This window comes from Marinobacter sp., assembly GCF_033722195.1.
Lineage (GTDB): Bacteria > Pseudomonadota > Gammaproteobacteria > Pseudomonadales > Oleiphilaceae > Marinobacter.
Genome location: NZ_JAWVZL010000004.1, coordinates 58,943 through 76,053, shown reverse-complemented (window position 1 = coordinate 76,053; position 17,111 = coordinate 58,943). Strand labels below are relative to the sequence as shown.

Annotated in this window: 17 protein-coding genes and 1 other RNA gene; 7 read left to right on the top strand and 11 right to left on the bottom strand. The window is 63.7% G+C overall.

What is annotated here, in order from left to right; all coding sequences use genetic code 11:
* Positions 1-48: 48 nt before the first annotated feature.
* Positions 49-1,662 carry a diguanylate cyclase gene (locus R3280_RS01750; protein WP_318996855.1) on the bottom strand — a complete coding sequence of 538 codons (1,614 nt, stop codon included), beginning with the start codon at positions 1,660-1,662 and terminating at the stop codon, positions 49-51.
* Between the two features lie 171 nt (positions 1,663-1,833).
* On the opposite strand from R3280_RS01750, the gene R3280_RS01745 reads away from it, so the two are divergent.
* Both R3280_RS01745 and R3280_RS01740 read left to right on the top strand, forming a co-directional pair.
* On the top strand, positions 1,834-3,825 hold the full coding sequence (locus tag R3280_RS01745) for an EAL domain-containing protein (protein ID WP_318996854.1): 1,992 nt from the start codon (positions 1,834-1,836) through the stop codon (positions 3,823-3,825).
* A gap of 159 nt (positions 3,826-3,984) precedes the next feature.
* Positions 3,985-5,028: a DUF2333 family protein gene (locus tag R3280_RS01740; RefSeq protein WP_318996853.1), complete on the top strand. Its 1,044-nt coding sequence runs from the start codon at positions 3,985-3,987 to the stop codon at positions 5,026-5,028.
* A 63-nt stretch (positions 5,029-5,091) separates the two neighbouring features.
* Here R3280_RS01740 and ppa read toward each other — a convergent pair whose 3' ends face one another.
* The 3 genes from ppa to rpiA form a co-directional block, all read right to left on the bottom strand.
* Positions 5,092-5,619, bottom strand: a complete 528-nt coding sequence (gene ppa / locus R3280_RS01735; RefSeq protein ID WP_318996852.1) for an inorganic diphosphatase — start codon at positions 5,617-5,619, stop codon at positions 5,092-5,094.
* A gap of 600 nt (positions 5,620-6,219) precedes the next feature.
* Positions 6,220-7,359, bottom strand: a complete 1,140-nt coding sequence (locus tag R3280_RS01730; protein ID WP_318996851.1) for an acyl-CoA dehydrogenase family protein — start codon at positions 7,357-7,359, stop codon at positions 6,220-6,222.
* A 79-nt stretch (positions 7,360-7,438) separates the two neighbouring features.
* Positions 7,439-8,116, bottom strand: a complete 678-nt coding sequence (gene rpiA, locus R3280_RS01725) for a ribose-5-phosphate isomerase RpiA (RefSeq protein WP_318996850.1) — start codon at positions 8,114-8,116, stop codon at positions 7,439-7,441.
* A gap of 189 nt (positions 8,117-8,305) precedes the next feature.
* On the opposite strand from rpiA, the gene ilvA reads away from it, so the two are divergent.
* Together ilvA and R3280_RS01715 are read left to right on the top strand one after the other, a co-directional pair.
* A complete protein-coding gene (ilvA, locus tag R3280_RS01720) occupies positions 8,306-9,838 on the top strand; it encodes a threonine ammonia-lyase, biosynthetic (RefSeq protein ID WP_318996849.1) in 1,533 nt (510 codons plus the stop codon).
* Positions 9,839-9,963: 125 nt separating this feature from the next.
* Entirely contained in the window at positions 9,964-10,122 is a 159-nt protein-coding gene (locus tag R3280_RS01715; RefSeq protein ID WP_318996848.1) for a hypothetical protein, read from the top strand.
* A 22-nt stretch (positions 10,123-10,144) separates the two neighbouring features.
* Here the strand turns inward: R3280_RS01715 and R3280_RS01710 are convergent, their stop codons facing one another.
* From R3280_RS01710 to R3280_RS01685, 6 genes are all read right to left on the bottom strand, one after another.
* Entirely contained in the window at positions 10,145-10,795 is a 651-nt protein-coding gene (locus tag R3280_RS01710; RefSeq protein ID WP_318996847.1) for a 5-formyltetrahydrofolate cyclo-ligase, read from the bottom strand.
* Between the two features lie 5 nt (positions 10,796-10,800).
* Positions 10,801-10,979: non-coding RNA, 6S RNA (gene ssrS / locus R3280_RS01705), on the bottom strand.
* 60 nt (positions 10,980-11,039) lie between these two features.
* Positions 11,040-11,333, bottom strand: coding sequence for a cell division protein ZapA (locus R3280_RS01700; RefSeq protein ID WP_318996846.1), 294 nt, complete (start codon positions 11,331-11,333; stop codon positions 11,040-11,042).
* On the bottom strand, positions 11,333-11,539 hold the full coding sequence (locus R3280_RS01695) for a TIGR02449 family protein (protein ID WP_318996845.1): 207 nt from the start codon (positions 11,537-11,539) through the stop codon (positions 11,333-11,335). Before R3280_RS01695 ends, R3280_RS01700 begins: the two co-directional genes overlap by 1 nt.
* A 141-nt stretch (positions 11,540-11,680) precedes the next feature.
* Complete coding sequence (locus R3280_RS01690; RefSeq protein ID WP_318996844.1) at positions 11,681-12,949, bottom strand: ABC transporter permease; 1,269 nt, start codon at positions 12,947-12,949, stop codon at positions 11,681-11,683.
* Positions 12,946-13,647: an ABC transporter ATP-binding protein gene (locus tag R3280_RS01685; RefSeq protein ID WP_318996843.1), complete on the bottom strand. Its 702-nt coding sequence runs from the start codon at positions 13,645-13,647 to the stop codon at positions 12,946-12,948. Before R3280_RS01685 ends, R3280_RS01690 begins: the two co-directional genes overlap by 4 nt.
* A gap of 60 nt (positions 13,648-13,707) precedes the next feature.
* Between R3280_RS01685 and R3280_RS01680 the strand changes: the two genes are divergently transcribed.
* Positions 13,708-14,208: a DUF3299 domain-containing protein gene (locus tag R3280_RS01680; protein WP_318996842.1), complete on the top strand. Its 501-nt coding sequence runs from the start codon at positions 13,708-13,710 to the stop codon at positions 14,206-14,208.
* A 9-nt stretch (positions 14,209-14,217) separates the two neighbouring features.
* Here the strand turns inward: R3280_RS01680 and R3280_RS01675 are convergent, their stop codons facing one another.
* Positions 14,218-14,985: a ZrgA family zinc uptake protein gene (locus R3280_RS01675; protein ID WP_318996841.1), complete on the bottom strand. Its 768-nt coding sequence runs from the start codon at positions 14,983-14,985 to the stop codon at positions 14,218-14,220.
* A gap of 168 nt (positions 14,986-15,153) precedes the next feature.
* Between R3280_RS01675 and R3280_RS01670 the strand changes: the two genes are divergently transcribed.
* Positions 15,154-15,765, top strand: a complete 612-nt coding sequence (locus R3280_RS01670) for a UPF0149 family protein (RefSeq protein WP_318996840.1) — start codon at positions 15,154-15,156, stop codon at positions 15,763-15,765.
* 25 nt (positions 15,766-15,790) lie between these two features.
* Positions 15,791-17,110 carry a Xaa-Pro aminopeptidase gene (pepP, locus tag R3280_RS01665; RefSeq protein WP_318996839.1) on the top strand — a complete coding sequence of 440 codons (1,320 nt, stop codon included), beginning with the start codon at positions 15,791-15,793 and terminating at the stop codon, positions 17,108-17,110.
* Position 17,111: the final 1 nt, after the last annotated feature.

Sequence of the window (17,111 nt, the reverse complement as noted above, 5' to 3'; positions counted from 1 at the left end):
GGGGATGAAGAGCCGGGTTGGGAGCGCTGGTTGCCACCCTGGCCGGGCTCAGTCCTCGCTGGCAATCACGCAGTTGCGGCCCTGGGCCTTGGCGTTGTAAAGGGCGCGGTCGGCGCGCTCGCACAGGCGCTGGGAGTTTTCGCCATCCCAGCAGGCCACGCCGGCACTGAAGGTGACGGTGAATTCACGGTCACCGGCAGGCTGCTGGAGCTCGGAGAAGCGCTCGCGGATTTCGTTCAGCACCGCCCGGGCATCGCTCTCCCGGGTGTCCGGCAGGATAATGGCAAACTCCTCGCCGCCGTAGCGACCGATATGGTCGGTCTTGCGCAGGCGCTGTTTGAGGAACATGGACAGGCTGCGCAGTACCCGGTCGCCGATGGGATGGCCAAAGGTGTCGTTGACCTTCTTGAAGTAGTCGATATCCAGCATCGCGAAGCACAGGGTGTGCCCCTTCTGGCGGGCCTTGACGATTTCCTGGTCCAGCAGGTACAGGGTATGGGTGTGGTTGAACAGGCCGGTGAGGCTGTCGCGGATCATCAGCGCCAGCAGCGAACGGGCCCGTCGTCCCCGGTTGTGGATGGTGGCGATCAGGTGCTTGGGATCGATGGGCTTGGTGAGGAAGTCGTCACCCCCAAGGCTCATGGCGTGAAGCTGCTTGGTGACGTCATCCTCCGCCGACAGGTAGATGATGGGCACACTGTGGAAACGGTCCTGTTGGCGGATGACCCGGGCGATCTCCATGCCGGTGCAGCCGGGCATGTACATGTCGAGGATGATGATTTCCGGGGCAAACGATTCCAGCGCAGTGATGATCTGCATGGGGTCGGTGATGATATGGGCGGTCATGCCGGCTTTCTTGAGCACGGTTTCCATGAACTTGGCCTGGGCCCGGGAATCGTCCAGCACCAGCACCTTGTAGGGCTCCACGGTGTTGCCGTGGGTGTAGGTCTCGATCTTCTCGATCAGTTGGCCCGGGTCCACCGCCGGGTAGAAGAACTCCTCACCCCCGCATCGGGAGGCCCGCAGACGGGTCTCGATGGTGCCGTCCTCGTCACTCATGAAGACAATGGGAATGGGAGTGTCGTGGCGCTCCTGAAGGCGCTCAACGGTGGCGATCCCCTCGTTGAGGGCGCCGCCGAAGTTGACGTCCATCAGGATGGTTTCCGGCTTGTGGAGGGCGCAGGCGTCCATCAGTGCCTCCGGGTTCTCGAAGGCGGAGGCGCGGAAACCGAAGAATTCCAGCTGTTTGATCAGCCGCGTCGCCATTTCCATATTGCTGATGGCGACATAGACCGGGGTGCGGCGGTAGGTGCGGGGCGTTTCGGTGAGGTCCTGGTCGGCCCGGCGCAGGGTGCTTTGACCCAGCTCCTCGACGGCCGTCTCCAGCACCTGGACCTGCTCGGCATCGGGCGTGGTGCCGGCAGGCCAACGGGCCAGGGCCTCCAGCAGATGCTGGCCGGCGCTGGCGTGCTTGTCCATCTCGAAACGCTGGGCGTAGCGCACCAGTTTTTCGGTGGCGGCAATGAGATCCTCGCGGAAGGCCGGTGACTCTTCCATGTGAGCCCGCAGTTTCTGCCAGGTGTCCAGCACAACCCGGGCCTGGGTGGTGACTCTCCGGGCAAAATGCTGTCTGAGTTTGTCTTTCTGGCTTTCGTCGTTCATGGGGCTCCGGGCTGCCTTCTTTTTTTAACAACACTAGTCCGTTTCCAGAGTCTATAGTGTTTAAAGTTGTCGGCGTAGGTGAAGCTGTGTAAATGTTTGTCAACTCTGGCCAAAGCCGGTGTCGGGGCAGCCCGGCCAGGCCGGAATCCACCGTTCGGGGGTGTGGCAGGGATGCGAGCAGACCGGAACTCCGACCCTACCCGCAAGATCAGTCTCAGGGCCCTGTTGCTGGGCTATACCGGGGCGCTGGTGCTGCTGCTCCTGCTGGTCAGTGTCAGCGTCAGTTTTGACCGCTTCCGTGACTATATTGCCGACCAGCTGCGGGCCCACGCCCAGGATGCCGCCACTGCGGTGGGCCTGTCCCTCTCCAATGCGATCGACGGCCGCGACCCCGTCGCCGCCGCCACCCTGATTGATGCCACTTTCGACAGCGGCCGCTACCTTCGCATTCAATATCACGACATCACCGGTGACCTGGTGGTTCAGCGTACCGCCAGCCTGGATGACCTGCCGGTGCCCGGCTGGTTCCGTTCCCTGGCGAGCCTTCCTATCACGTCCCAGCGGGCCGAGGTGGTCCGGGGCTGGCAGCGTCTGGGAGTGGTGACCGTCACCAGCGATCCGGGCCGGGCCTACAGGGACCTGTGGCGGATCTCCTGGGCCATCGTCACCGGCTCCATGCTGATCGGTGGCGTGGCGCTGCTGGTGCTCTATCTGCTCCTCACCCGTCTTCTGCGTCCCCTGCGGGATCTGGAAGGTCAGGCCGAGGCCATGGGTCGTCGGGATTTCCGGCGTCGGGTGGCACCGGGGGCAACCCGTGAGCTGAGTCGGGTTGCCGGGGCCATGAACCAGATGGCGGACGACCTGGGTCAGCTGTTTGAGGGCCAGGCCAAGCTGATCCAGCACTTGCGGCGTCTCAACAACGAAGACAGCGTTACCGGGCTGGTGAGCCGTCGCGCGTTCGACCAGCGCGTCAAGGTGGCAGTGGAGAGCCGGGAGGCCGAGGCCACCGGTGTGCTGATGCTGATCCAGTTCGCCGGCTTTCAGGAGTTCAACCGCCGGGCCGGCCGGGAACAGGCGGACCAGGTGCTGATCAGGCTGGCGGAGCGGCTCAACGAATTCGCCCTCAACCACGCCCGGGCTTTCGCCGGCCGCCGGGCCGGGGCGGAGTTTGCGGTTTTCCTGCCGGGCGTTGCTATGGCGGACGCCATGCCATGGGCCCGGGAACTGGTCGCGAATCTGGATGGCGACTACGCAGACCTGATCGAGCCTCTGCAAGCGGCGGTTCACGCCGGCCTGGCCCAGGCCGCCACGGGGCTTGACGCCAGATCCCTGCTGGCCGCCGCCGACCAGGCGTTGCGCCAGGCCCAGATGTCCGAAACCAGCAGCTGTCGGGAGGCGGATCAGGATGCCGGTGGCCGGGCCGGTGCCGATCGCTGGCGCCGTGAGTTGACGGCCGCTCTGGCAAACCGCCAGGTCCAGATCTGGCTTCAGCCTGTGGTGGCACCGGCGGATGAGGCGGAGCTGGCCGGTCAGGTGACCTCCCGACTGCTGATCGAGGGTGACTGGCGTAGGGGCGGTGTATTCGCGCCTTGGGCCGAACGTTTCGGCCTCATGCCGCGACTGGATCTGATCGTGATCGAGCTGGTATTGGCCGCACTGGTGCGTCGCCCCGATGAGCGCCTGGTGATGACGCTGGGCAACAGTTCGGTGGCGGACCCGGACTTCCACGCCGCCTTTATCAGCCGGCTGGCAGAGGCCGGCCCTGTCTCCCGACGTCTGACGATTGGCATCCAGGAGCACGCCGTGCATCACCATCACGATTCGGCGCGGCGGCTGGTAGACCAGCTGCGTCGCCAAAGGGTGGAGGTCCTGGTGGACGGTTTCGGCGTCGGTGGTGTGCCCTTCAGTTACCTCAGAAATCTGCCTTTCCAGGCCCTGCGTATCGACCAGAGCTTTGTCCACGACCTGCCGCGTCACGACGACAATCGCTTCTACCTGGAGTCCATTGTGGCGATTGCCCGCAGCCGGGGCGTCAGGGTGTTCGTCTCCGGGGTGGAGACGGCCGCCGAGTGGCAGCTCTTGCGGACCCTGGGTATCGACGGCGCCGCCGGTTACCATTTGGGCCGGCCCGAACCCCTGGCTGGTGATCACGGGCCGCTGTGACCGGTCCGATTGCAGTCACCCGGGCTTTGCGTCATCGTAATACGCTGATTTCTGTCCATGGCCGGGCCGTGGCCGGGCAGATCACTGAATTTCACCACCGCACCGCTGGCGTCCGGCTTACCCGGGGCGCCGCCGGCTGCAATACGGGGTAAGTTGACTATGTTGAGCCGTGTCAAAGGTTTCTTTCGCGATCGCAAGGATGATGTCGAGGATTTCACCGGCGGCGGCCGCACCGCCAAGGTGGTGGTGGCCCTACTGCTGCTCTACCTGCTGGTCACCATCATTCTGGGCATTTACTGGAGCGATGAACCCGAGACCTTCTCGGTGCGGGAACACACCCGGCAGGTGGCCGAGCAGATGAACCGCGAGCCGGTGACTGGCTTCGCCACCACCAGCACCCTCATCCGCCTGGCCGAGACCCTGCTGGAAAAGCCCGGCGGCTATCTCTCCAACGACCTGCTGCCGCCGGGAGTCTGGCTGGACAACATTCCCAGCTGGGAGTTCGGTGTTGTGGTTCAGCTGAGGGACATGACCCGGGCCATGCGCCAGGACATCAGCCGGTCCCAGAGCCAGTCCTCGGAAGACAAGGACCTGGTGATCGCGGAGCCCCAGTTCAACTTCGACAGTGGCAGCTGGGCGCTGCCGTCCACCGAAACCGAGTATCGTCGCGGCATCGACGCCCTCAAGCGTTATCGTGACCGCCTGTCGCAGCCGGACCAGCCGGACGCGCGCTTCTTCGCCCGGGCCGACAACCTCAACAGCTGGCTGGCGGATCTGGAAACCCGCCTGGGTAGCCTGTCCCGCGCCCTCGGTGAGAGTGTGGGCAAGCCATCGCTAAGCGGTGCCATCGCCGAGTCCGGTCCGGAGGGCGTGTCCGTGGATGCGGTGGCGGAGGTGCAGACGCCCTGGACCCAGATCGACAATATTTTCTATGAGGCCCGGGGCACCGGTTGGGCCCTGCTCCATCTGTTCCGCGCCATCGAGGTGGACTTCCGCAAGGTGCTGAACGACAAGAACGCCATGGCCAGTGTCCACCAGGTCATTATCGAGCTGGAGGGCACCCAGGGTGAGATGTGGAGCCCGATGATCCTCAATGGCAGTGGCTACGGCGTGCTGGCCAACCATTCGCTGACCATGGCGGCCTATATCTCGCGGGCTAATTCCGCGATCAGCGATCTGAGGCAGCTTCTGTCCCGGGGCTGATGGCTCCAAGGCACAAAAAAGGCCGGAGGGGTTGCCCCGTCCGGCCTTTTTTATGGTGCAGGCTTATTTGCCGTAGTTGGCAACCGAGTCCTCGATGGCCTTGCGGGCAGCAGCGGCGTTGTCCCAGCCCTGGACCTTGACCCACTTGCCGGGCTCCAGGGTCTTGTAGTTCTCGAAGAAATGCTGGATCTGGTCCCGCAGCAGCTGGGGCAGGTCCTCGATGTCCTTGATGTTCTGGTAGGCCTTGGTGAGCTTGTCGTGGGGCACGGCCACCAGCTTGGCGTCGCCGCCGGCCTCGTCTTCCATGTTCAGCACACCCACCGGGCGGCAACGGATCACCGAACCGGCCTGGACCGGGTAGGGGGTGACCACCAGCACATCCAGCGGGTCGCCGTCGTCCGCCAGGGTGTGGGGAATGAAGCCATAGTTGGCCGGGTAGAACATCGGGGTGGCCATGAAACGGTCCACCAGCAGGGCGCCCATGTCCTTGTCGATCTCGTACTTGACCGGGGAGCTGTTGGCCGGAATCTCGATGGCCACGTAGATGTCATCCGGCGGGTTCTTGCCAGCGGGGATATGATCAAAGTTCATGAGGGTTCCTTATCGATGGTCCGTGAAACTGCGTTTAAAAAGTGGGCGCAATTATACGGGGTTCCGGTGCTGTTCGAAACTAAACCATCGTTGGGGTTCGGCACTGAGAGAAGGCTGTTTGGGTATGGTGCCGGGTCAGGCTGGCGGAGGCCTTTCCCAGACACGCCTGCAAGTACGTCCATGTAAGGCTCGGGCGTGGCCATCCCTGGCCACTCACGGTCTGAGAAAGGCCTCCGCCAGCCCGACCTGCATGCATCGAGCAGTCCGAAAGATAATTTGACACTCGCGAGACCTGAAAGGAGATATTTCGCCAAATTTGACGAAGGGAAAAGTGCGGAGGACTGCACCAATATGAGTGTCGCTGATGGGATGGGTTGTTCCAGACCGTGAGCAGCCAGGGATGGCTGCGCCCGAGCCCTACAGGGGTGAGGCAAGCGTCTATGAAGCATCGCTTCATGCGCAGCCGAACGACAGCAATCTGCGATTGCTGGCCGGACCCCGAAGGGGTATTTACGGGCGTGTCTGGAACAACCCCTCCCATTGGTGACACGGCCGGCCGAGCGCTGTTTAGGAAGCGATAGGCAAGTGCTTCAGTTGGATTCAGAGCCCCATCTGCTTGCCAATCAGCTCCTTCATAATCTCGGTGGTACCACCACCGATCGAGAGTATCTTGCCGTCGCGGTAGAGCCGCTCCACGACCGACTCCCGCATGTAGCCCATGCCGCCGTGGATCTGCACCGCCTCCCGGGTCACCGCTTCACAGACCTCGGTGGCGAAGTTCTTGGCCATGGCCACCTGCTTGACCGGGTTCTTGCCGGCCTGCATCAGGGCGGCGGCGCGGTAGGTGTATTCACGGGCCACATCCACCTGGGTGGCCATCTCCACCAGCTTGTGGCGGGTGACCTGGAAGCCGCCGATGGGCCGGCCGAAGGCCTGGCGTTCGCGGGCGTAGGCCAGTGAAGCCTCCAGCGCCAGCTCGGCGGTCATGTAGGCCATGATGGCCAGCATCAGCCGCTCGGACAGGAAGTTGCTCATGATGGCGATGAAGCCGGCGTTCTCCGCGCCGATCAGCCGGTCGGCCGGTACCCGGCAGTCCTCGAAGAAGAGCTCGGCGGTGTCGCTGGCCCACCAGCCCATCTTGCGCAGCTTTTTACCGGTGGATAACCCCGGCATGTCGCGGTCGATCAGCAGCAGGCTGATGCCGCTGTGGCCCTCGCTGCCGGTGCGCACCGCCACCGTGTAATGGTCGGCGCGGTGGCCACTGGTGATGAAGGTCTTGCTGCCGTTGACGACATAATGATCGCCGTCCCGCACCGCCCGGGTCCTGAGGTTGGCCACATCGGAGCCGCCGCCGGGTTCGGTTACCGCCAGGGCGGCAATCTTCTCGCCCCGCAGCACCGGCGGCACTATGGCGTCGCGGATGTGGGGCTTGGCCCATTTGGCCACCGGCGGCAGGCCGATATCCAGGGAGCCCAGGCTGGCCACCAGACCGCCGGAGGTGGAACGCATCAGCTCTTCGCTCACCGCCACCTTGAGGAAGACGTCGCCCTCGCCGGTGCCCCCCAGGGCTTCCGGGAAGCCGATCCCAAGCAGGCCATCGGCGCCGGCCTGGCGGTAGAGCTTGCGGGGGAACTCGCCGGCTTCCTCCCAATCCTGGATATGGGGCAGCACGTGGGTTTCGATAAAGCGGCGGGCGCTGAGGCGGGCCTGCTCATGGGTGTCGTTGAAGTAATCAGACACGGCGATACGTCCTCCGGCAAGGTGAGAGGAGCCAGTGTTGCCGAAAAACGGTTACCAAGCAAGCGCTTGGTTTGTCACCTCAGGCCGGCCGCTTGAAACTCTTGACGCCGTCGCTGGTACCCAATAAGAGCAGGTCCGCCGGGCGACGGGCAAAGAGGCCGTTGGTGACCACGCCCACGACCTGGTTGAGGCGTTCCTCCACCTGGATGGGGCGCGACAGGTCCATATTGTGGATGTCGATGATGATGTTGCCGTTGTCAGTGGTCACGCCTTCCCGGTAGACCGGGTCGCCGCCCAGTTTGACGATCTCGCGGCCGACGTGGCTGCGGGCCATGGGGATGACTTCCACCGGCAGGGGGAACTTGCCGAGGATATCCACTTTCTTGGATTCGTCGGCAATGCAGATAAAGGTACCGGCGACTGCCGCGACGATTTTCTCCCGGGTCAGGGCGGCGCCCCCGCCCTTGATCATTTCCAGGCGCTCGTTGACCTCATCGGCGCCGTCCACGTAGAACTCCAGCTCCGGTGCGCTGTTGAGTTCATAGACGGTGATACCGTGGCTGCGGAGACGTTCGGCGGTGGCCTCGGAGCTGGCGACGGCGCCGTCGAACTCCATTTTCAGCTTCGCCAGCAGGTCGATGAAGAAATTGGCGGTGCTGCCGGTGCCCACACCCACCACACTGTCGCGGCTCAACCGCGGCGCGATGTAGTCGACGGCGGCCTTGGCCACGGCCTGTTTCAGTTGGTCCTGGTTCATTCCGGGCTCCGGGTTTTCGTCGGTTGGGTGGCAGGACCTGAGAAGCAGGTCCCCAAAGCGCCGATATTATAGCCGCCGGGGCCGATCCGTTATAGACGCCGGCTTGGCAAAGTTTCTACACTGTGCGTTTGTGTCCGCGCCCTGCGCGGCTTTTTTCGGAATGTTCGCCGCCAACTGGATCAGATCGCTATGCCGCAACGCTACATCAAAAAAATACTGGATGCCCGGGTCTACGATGTGGCCATCGAGACCCCGCTGACCGAAGCCCGCAGCCTTTCCAAGCGCTTCGGCAACAACATCCTCCTCAAGCGGGAGGATCTGCAGCCGGTGTTTTCTTTCAAGATTCGCGGCGCCTACAACCGTATTGCCCAGCTCTCGGAAGAACAGAAAGCCAAGGGCGTGATTTGTGCCTCCGCCGGCAACCATGCCCAGGGTGTGGCGCTGGCCGCCAAGAAGCTGGGCATCAAGGCGGTGATCGTGATGCCCCAGACCACGCCGGACATCAAGGTGCGTTCGGTGCGGGACCACGGCGCCAAGGTGGTGCTCAGGGGGGATGCCTTCGACGAGGCCGCAGCCCACGCCCAGGAGCTGATCAAGAAGCACGGCTACACCTATATCCCGCCCTACGACGACCCGGACGTCATCGCCGGCCAGGGCACCATTGCCATGGAGATCCTCTGGCAGTTCTCCGGGCCCATCCATGCGGTGTTCATCTGTGTCGGCGGCGGCGGCATGATTGCCGGTATGGCGGCCTACATCAAATACCTGAGGCCGGAGGTCAAGGTCATCGGCGTCGAACCGGACGATTCCAACTGCCTGCAGGCGGCCCTGGCCGCCGGTGAACGGGTGATCCTGGACGAGGTGGGCATCTTTGCCGACGGCGTGGCGGTCAAGCAGATCGGCGAGCACCCCTGGGAGATCTGCAAGGATCACGTCGACGAAGTGATCACCGTGTCCACCGACGAAATCTGCGCCGCCATCAAGGACGTGTTCGAAGACACCCGCTCCATCGCGGAGCCGGCGGGGGCGCTGGCGGTGGCGGGCATCAAGAAGTACATCGAGCGTGAGGGCATCGAGGGCGAGAACCTGGTGGGCACCTTAAGCGGCGCCAACATGAATTTTGATCGCCTGCGCTATATCTCCGAGCGCACCGAGATCGGCGAGAAGCGCGAGGCCATCCTGGCGGTGACCATCCCCGAGCGGCCGGGTGCCTTCAAGTCTTTCATCAACGCCCTGCACAAGCGCAGTATCACCGAGTTCAACTACCGCTACTCGGATGCCGAGGAGGCCCGGATCTTTGTCGGTATCCAGATCCAGCACGGCGGTCTGGGCCGGGACGAGCTGGTGCAGGAGCTGCGGGAAAGCGGTTACGGGGTGGTGGATCTGACCGACAGCGACCTGGCCAAGCAGCACATCCGCCACATGGTGGGTGGCCATGCGCCCACGGTGAAGAACGAGAAGGTCTACCAGTTCCAGTTTCCCGAACGCCCCGGCGCCCTGATGAAGTTCCTCATGTCCATGGGCACGCGCTGGAACATCTCCATGTTCCACTACCGCAACCACGGTGCCGCCTACAGCCGGGTGCTGATGGGTGCCCAGGTGGACGATGACGAGCTGGAGGCCTTCGAAACCATGCTGGACAAGATCGGCTTCCGCTATGAGAACGTCACCGACAACGAGGCCTATCGGCTGTTCCTCGGGCACGGCAATGGCAAAAGTTAACGATTTTTAACCTGTCAAAAATTGTAAAAATAAAGATGAGTGATAGTCTTTTAGCGGTTTCTGTAAAACTCAAATAATCGCATGATTTTGCGCAGCTTTACGTGTTGCGTAATGGGGTATGTCACATGGAACGCAAGCCTGACGTCATCCGGGCCGTGCTTCTTGTCTTCGCTATTGGCCTCGCCATTTCCGGCTTTACGTCGATCCGTACCTCGGAGGAGGGCGTCTCTGCCGCTCCCGTGGTGTCGGAAGCACAGGCGCCCCGGCAAAACGGCCTGAACTGAGCGCCGTCACTTCTCCGATGGCTCAGGGCCGGGCCTTGTAGCGGCCCTGATCCGTCACAATCGCATGCAGTGGAATGTCCCAGGGCTGGACCGGCAGCAGGTTCATGCGTTGCAGGTCATGGGCCAGGCCAATCAGTTTCGGAGCCAGCGCCGGTGTGCGCCTGACGAACTCGAAGGTTCGGTCGTAGAATCCGCCTCCCATTCCCAGCCGGCCGCCGTGGCGGTCAAACCCCACCAGCGGCATCAGTACCGCATCCAGTGCCCATGGCGGTCGGCCAAGACCGTCCCGGAAGTCCGGTTCGGGAATGCCGAAGCGGTTGGGCGACAGCTGGGTGTCGAAATCATAGGGGCTGAACACCAGGTGGCCGCGGCGCAACGGATGCAGCACCGGCAGATAGAAGCGGATGCCCCGGTGCCTGGCCTGGGCCATGTAATAACGGGGATCGATCTCGCCGTCGTTGGGCAGATAGAGGGCGATGTGCCGGGCGCGGTAGAGCAGGGGATGACCCAGTAACTGCCGTGCCAGCCGTTGGGCCGCCTGGCGCTGCTGCTGCGGACTCAGGGCGCGACGCTTGTGCCGCAGGATCTTGCGCAGCTCGGTACGTGAGGGACGATCGGGTTCGGTGGCGAATGTATCTGGAGAAAAAGGCTCTGGAGAGAAAGGCTCAGTCACTGATAAAGCTTCCCGGGCTGCCGTTATCGGAAATAGCCCTTGAACCCAAGGTTCAAGGTGGTGGCCGCTGTGACATATTAGGCTTTCCCCGGCTGGGGACCTGCTCACAATGCCCTGAAGTGGCCACCTTGCGTTTAAGCATCGGCTCGAGGACGTATCCGACCAGCGAACAGCCCAGGAAGTTGACTCATTATACGGGGATCACCCGGGCTGAATGCAAATCTGTCTGCGGCCGGCCGGAATCTCAGGCCTTGCCGTTGCCGAGCGCGTCATCGAGCTTCTGGTCCATCTCCTGCAGCAGCTCCGTGGCGCTGTCGGACATGGTGCTGCTTTCCAGCATCTCGTGAGTGATGTTCAGCGCCGCCATGACGGCGATCCGCTCGGTACCGAACACCTTGCCGGTGGCCCGGATCTCACGCATTTTGGCGTCCAGATGGCGGGCCGACTCCCGCAGGGCGTCGCGTTGCTCGGGGGGGCAGGCGACCAGGTATTCCTTGTCCAGAATATTGACTTCAACGGTGGTGGGCTGTTGCGGCATCAGTGTTGCTCCAGGGCCCTGAGACGGCCGATCATGGCCTCAATCTTGTTCTTGGCAAGGTCGTTTTTCTGCATCAGCTGAGCCCGCTCCCGGTTCCAGTCATCCTGCAGCGCCCGCATGGCGGCGTTGTCCTGCTCCAGTTTGCGGCAACGCTCAATCAGGCGATCCAGCTTGTTCGCCAGGGCTTCCAGTTCGGGCTGTTCCATGGTGTTTCCAACATCGTAGCAAGAGATAGGTGGCGTCCGGGCGGCTTGCCGGAGGCTCTCTAACTATAAGTGCGGGCCCGGAGCCGGTCAATTTACCGCCCTGTCATTTGAACGCCGTTCACAAAGCGGCCTCCCGGCTCCTCAGGGCTCCGGATTCAGCGCCGGCTGGCGAGCGCGGGCCCAGGCCCGGCCGGCGGGAATCAGGCCGATCAGCAGGCCGGCCACCGGCACGCTGGCCAGCAGCAGCCACTCCTGCCATTGCAGGGGCCGCAGGGATACCTGAAAGCCATAATGCTCCAGCAGCCAGGGCCCGGCCAGCCACACCGCCAGGCTGCCGGCGACCAGGGCCAGGACCGCCGCCAGACTGGCCAACAGGGTGCACTCCAGCAGATAAAGCGTCGCCACCAGACCGGGGGAGGCCCCCACCGCCCGCAGGATCCGGATCTCCTGCCGGCGCTGGGCCTGCAGGGTCAGCAGCACGGCCGCCAGGCCCACCAGGCTGGTCACCACCACAAATCCGGTCAGCGCCAGCAGGGTGCGCTCGAACTGGCCCAGGATACGCCAGAGTTCGTTCAGGGCCACGCCGGGCAGGATGGCCGTCAAGGGTTCGCGGTCCGACTCGTTGAGCTGGCGCTGGAGCTGGAAGGTCAGTACCCGGCGCTCCAGCCCCACCAAAGCGGCGGTAATGGAGGAGGGCGTCAGGTCCCGGTCCAGGGCCTGATCCCGGGACACGGTACGGCCCGGAATCGGTACCCCCGCCTGCCAGCCGATGTGGATGGCTTCCAGGCCCGCCAGGCTGACGTAGACCGCCCGGTCTACCGGGGTGCCGGTGGCCGCCAGCACACCCACCACATCAAACGGGTGGGCGTCGTGGTTCATGAAGCTGACCCGGCCGGTGCCGTGGGCCAGGGTCAGCTCATCACCGACCCGGTGCTGGAACTGGCGGGCCACTTCGGCCCCAAGGACTACCTCGAAAACCCCGTGGAACCAGCGGCCATCCGCCATGGCCAGGGCGCGGTCGTCACCGTAGCGGAAATGCTCCCAGTAACTGTCATTGGTGCCCACCACCCGGTAACCGCGGTAGCTGTCGCCCAGGGAGATGGGTACGGTCCAGGCCACCCGGGGATCCTCTGCCAGGGCCTGATAGGTGGACCAGCGGATGTTGCTGGTGGCATCGCCCAGATGAAACACGGTGTAAAGCAGAAGGTTGAGCTGGCCGCTGCGGGCGCCGACGATGAGATCGGTACCGCTGATGGTGTTGCTGAACGACTGCTTTACCTCCGTGCGCAGGTACTGGACCCCAAGCAATAGGGTCACGCTGAGGGTAAGGGTGAGGGTGACCAGTGCCAGCACGCCGCGGCGGTGCCAGAGGCTGGCCATTGCCAGTGACAGGGCCAGACGCAACTTCATGGCGCCACCTCCAGGCTGATCGAATGGTCGAAACGCGCCGCCAGAGCCGGGTCGTGGCTGACCAGAACCACCGAGGTGCCGCGAAGCCCGGCCTGGGTCAGCAACAGCTCAAGGAACCGGTCGCGATTGGCGGTGTCCAAGGCCGACGTGGGCTCGTCCGCCAGGATCAGCGCCGGCGCGCCGATCAGGGCGCGGGCTGCAGCCACCCGCTGCTGTTGGCCGACGCTGAGCATGGTCACCGGACGATGCCAGTCTGACGCAGCCAGGCCCAGGGCCGTCAGCAGGCCCTCGGCCTCGGCACGGGGCGAGGCCGACACGCTGGCGCGACGCCGGCCGGAGAGCCGGCAGGGCAGCAAGGTGTTGGCCAGCGCGTCCAGGTAGGGCACCAGGTTGAATTGCTGGAAGATGACTCCGAGATGGTCGGCCCGGAACCGGTCCCGGGCCGACGCCGACAGCGCCGGCAGCTCAGTGCCCAGCACCGAGAGCTGGCCGGCGGCAGGCACGGCCAGGCCGCAGAGCATGGCCAGCAGGGTGCTCTTGCCGCAACCGCTGGGGCCCTGCAGGAACAGATGCTGGCCGGCGACCAGCGCCAGGTCTGGGTATTGCAGTCGTTGGCTGCTGCCGGGCCATTGAAAGCAGAGCCCGTGGCTCGCCAGGGCATAAGCGGGCCCGGCGTCACCTGTCGAGGAGTGCGTCATAGGATTATGGACTTTCTCCCGGTACTATCGTCACCAATGAATTGAGGAGGTATGACTGACATGCGGAAACTGATGCACGGCCTCTCGCTGTGTCTGGCCATGGTCGTATCCGCCATCGCCGCCGCGGACACCCAATGGCGCACCCTGGACTGGATCGAGCTGATGCCGGCGGAAGATCTCAAGCTGCTGGAAAGTTTGCCAGAAATCCAGCATGAGGGGGACGGCCCGGTGACCCTTCCGGATGAGATCATGACCGGCCGGGTGGTGCCGGAAATGGACAACGTCCCGGCCCGTATCCCGGGTTTTATCGTGCCCCTGAAAACCGTGGGTGACCAGCGCATCGTGGAGTTCTTCCTGGTGCCCTACTACGGCGCCTGCATTCACGTACCGCCACCGCCGCCCAACCAGATCATCCATGTCACCTACCCGGAAGGCATTGAGCTGGAAGTGCTCTACGAGCCCTTCTGGATCCAGGGGCCGCTGACCATCAGCCGCACCGAACACGACATTGGCACCGCGTCCTACGCCATCCGGGCCGAGGCCGTTACCCCCTACGAGTAATGAGGCCACTCAGGGGCTGGTGGAGAACTGATTCTCACCGGCCTCGAGCCGGGCGCTGCCCTGACCCTGAGGGCTGAGCCACTCCACCTGCAGCTGCTCGATACCCGGGAATCGCTCCATCAGTGCGGTTGACAGCGAATCCAGGCTGCCGGTGCAGTTGAGCTGCTGGGTCACACTGAACTCCCTGTGCTGTTCCCCGTCATGATGCTCGCCGTGCTGGTGATGTTTGTCATGGCATTGATATTCGCCATGGCCGTGGTGCTTCTCGTGGCCATGATATTCGCCCTGCTTATGATGTTTGTCATGGCCGTGATGTTTGTCATGGTCATGATGTGAGTCATGGTGGTGCTCTTTGTGCTCTTTGTGCTCTTTGTGCTCTTTGTGCTCTTTGTGATGGTCGTGATGGGCCTCATCGTGATGGTGCCCGCTCCCATGCTTGTGATGCCCCGCATTGCCACCGGCGGCCGCGAAATCGTCGCTGACCTCGACGCTGACCAGGGTGCAGCCGCCCGCTGAAGCCACAAGCGGATTGGTCTCGAGCCAGTCCCGCGCGGCCTCGAGCGTCTCTTGCTGCTCCGGGTTCCGGGGCTGGTGTTCAAACCCGATCAGATTGGCGGCTGGGGACTGTAGCATCAGGTCGATGCGGGGCGGCTCCAGGGCCACCTGCAACTGGGCCTGGCCGTGGCTGTGGACACCGGGGTTATCGGCGGCACCGGCAGGCAGTGCCGCGACTGCCAGGGCCAGGAGCGTAAGGGGATGGGTGTGTTTGATCGCCATGAGGTCATCTCCGGGGCTTGAGATTGATATGTTATAACATAATAACCCTGCCTGCTTGCTGTCAATGCACAGTCGTGGTGGTGCCCGGTCGGTGTCTTTGACCCGTGCCAATGCTAGGATAGAGGCAGTCCATCCATCCACGCCGCGCAGCAGGAACAACCTCTTTTCATGACTTCGGATCAAACCAGCACCCATCCCGTGGCACCCTTCGAGCACTGGGCCAACCTCTACACCAGCCATAAGGCTTTCAGCCATCCCTCGGAGCTGCACGGCGGCCTCTGTGGTCGGCTTGCAGCGGGCGCTCGTATGGCAGAAACGGAGTGGTTTCAGGTGGCCTGCGAGCAGATGGGGCTGGCCCCCGGCGCGGCCCGGGAGGACGACGATCTGGCCGGTTTCCTGAGCGCCGCCTACGACCAGGCCCTGGCCCAGCTCAAGGCGGCGGACATGAGCTTCCAGCCGCTGCTGCCGGACGACGACTACACCCTGGACCAGCGGGTGCAGGCGTTGTCGGCCTGGGTCCGGGGCTTCCTCGAGGGTATGGCGGTGGGCGCCCGTGAAGCGCTCGGCGAGGCGCCGCCGGAGATCCGCGAGCTGATCGAGGACATGGTGGCGATCAGCCAGGTCAGTGATGAGACCGAGGAAGACAGCGAGGACGGTGAATACCAGTTCAATGAAATCGTCGAATACGTAAGACTGGGGGCGCTGGCGGTCTACACCGAATTCAACCCGCCGGAGTCGGCGGGCGACCGCGACCAGCCACTGAACAAGACTTTGCACTGAGCCCAAGGGCGCAACCGGAGACATCATGAACCAGCTAATCCCCGTCAAGGACTTCGCCGAACGCCGTCGCCGGCTGATGGAGCAGATGGCGCCGGACAGCATCGCCATCCTGCCGTCGGCGCCGGAACGCACCCGTAACCGGGATGTGCTGCACCCTTTCCGCCAGGACAGCGACTTCCAGTATCTGACCGGTTTTGGCGAGCCTGAGGCGGTACTGGTACTGATTCCAGGTCGCGAGCACGGCGAATCGGTGCTGTTCTGCAAGGAGCGCAATCCCGAGAAAGAACTCTGGGACGGCTTCCTGGCCGGCCCCGAGGGCGCCATCGAGCGCTTTGGCATGGACGACGCCTTCCCCATTGCCGATATCGACGAGATCCTGCCCGGCATGATCGAGGGCCGCAGTCGGCTCTATTATCCCCTCGGCAAGGACCACAATTTTGACACCCAGGTCATGGAGTGGGTCCAGACCCTGCGGGCCAAGGTCCGCTCCGGCGCCCGGCCGCCCGGGGAGTTCGTGGCCCTGGAGCACCTGCTGCACGACTTGCGCCTTTACAAGAGCGCCAACGAGATCAAGGTGATGGCCCGGGCCGGCGAGATCAGTGCCGAGGCTCACTGCAACGCCATGAAGCGGGCCCGCAAGGGTGGCTACGAATACCAGCTGGAAGCCGAGCTGATCCATACCTTCATGAGTCATGGCGCCCGCTCCACTGCCTATCCGTCCATCGTGGGCAGCGGAGCCAACGGCTGTATCCTGCACTACATCGAGAACAGCGCGCCCCTGAAGGAGGGCGACCTGGTGCTGATCGACGCCGGTTGCGAGCTGGAGTGCTATGCCTCCGACATCACCCGCACTTTCCCGGTCAGCGGCCGCTTCTCGGAACCCCAGCGGGCGCTCTATGAAGTGGTGCTGGCAGCCCAGTACGCCGCTATCGACGCGGTCAAGCCGGGCAACCACTGGAATCACCCCCACGAAGCGGCGCTGAAAGTGCTGACCCAGGGCCTGGTGGAGCTGGGGCTGCTGGACATGAGCGTGGATGAAGCCCTGGAGAAAGAAGCCTACCGGCCCTTCTTCATGCACCGCACCGGCCACTGGCTTGGCCTGGATGTCCACGACGTGGGCGATTACAAGGTGGGTGACGCCTGGCGCGTCCTGGAACCGGGCATGGCCTTGACGGTGGAGCCCGGGCTCTACATAGCACCGGACAACAGTTCGGTGGACGAGCGCTGGCGCGGCATCGGCATCCGCATCGAGGATGATGTGGTGGTGACCCGGGACGGTTGCCGGGTGCTGACCGATGGCGTGCCCAAGACCATCGACGCCATCGAAGCCCTGATGGCAGGCTGAC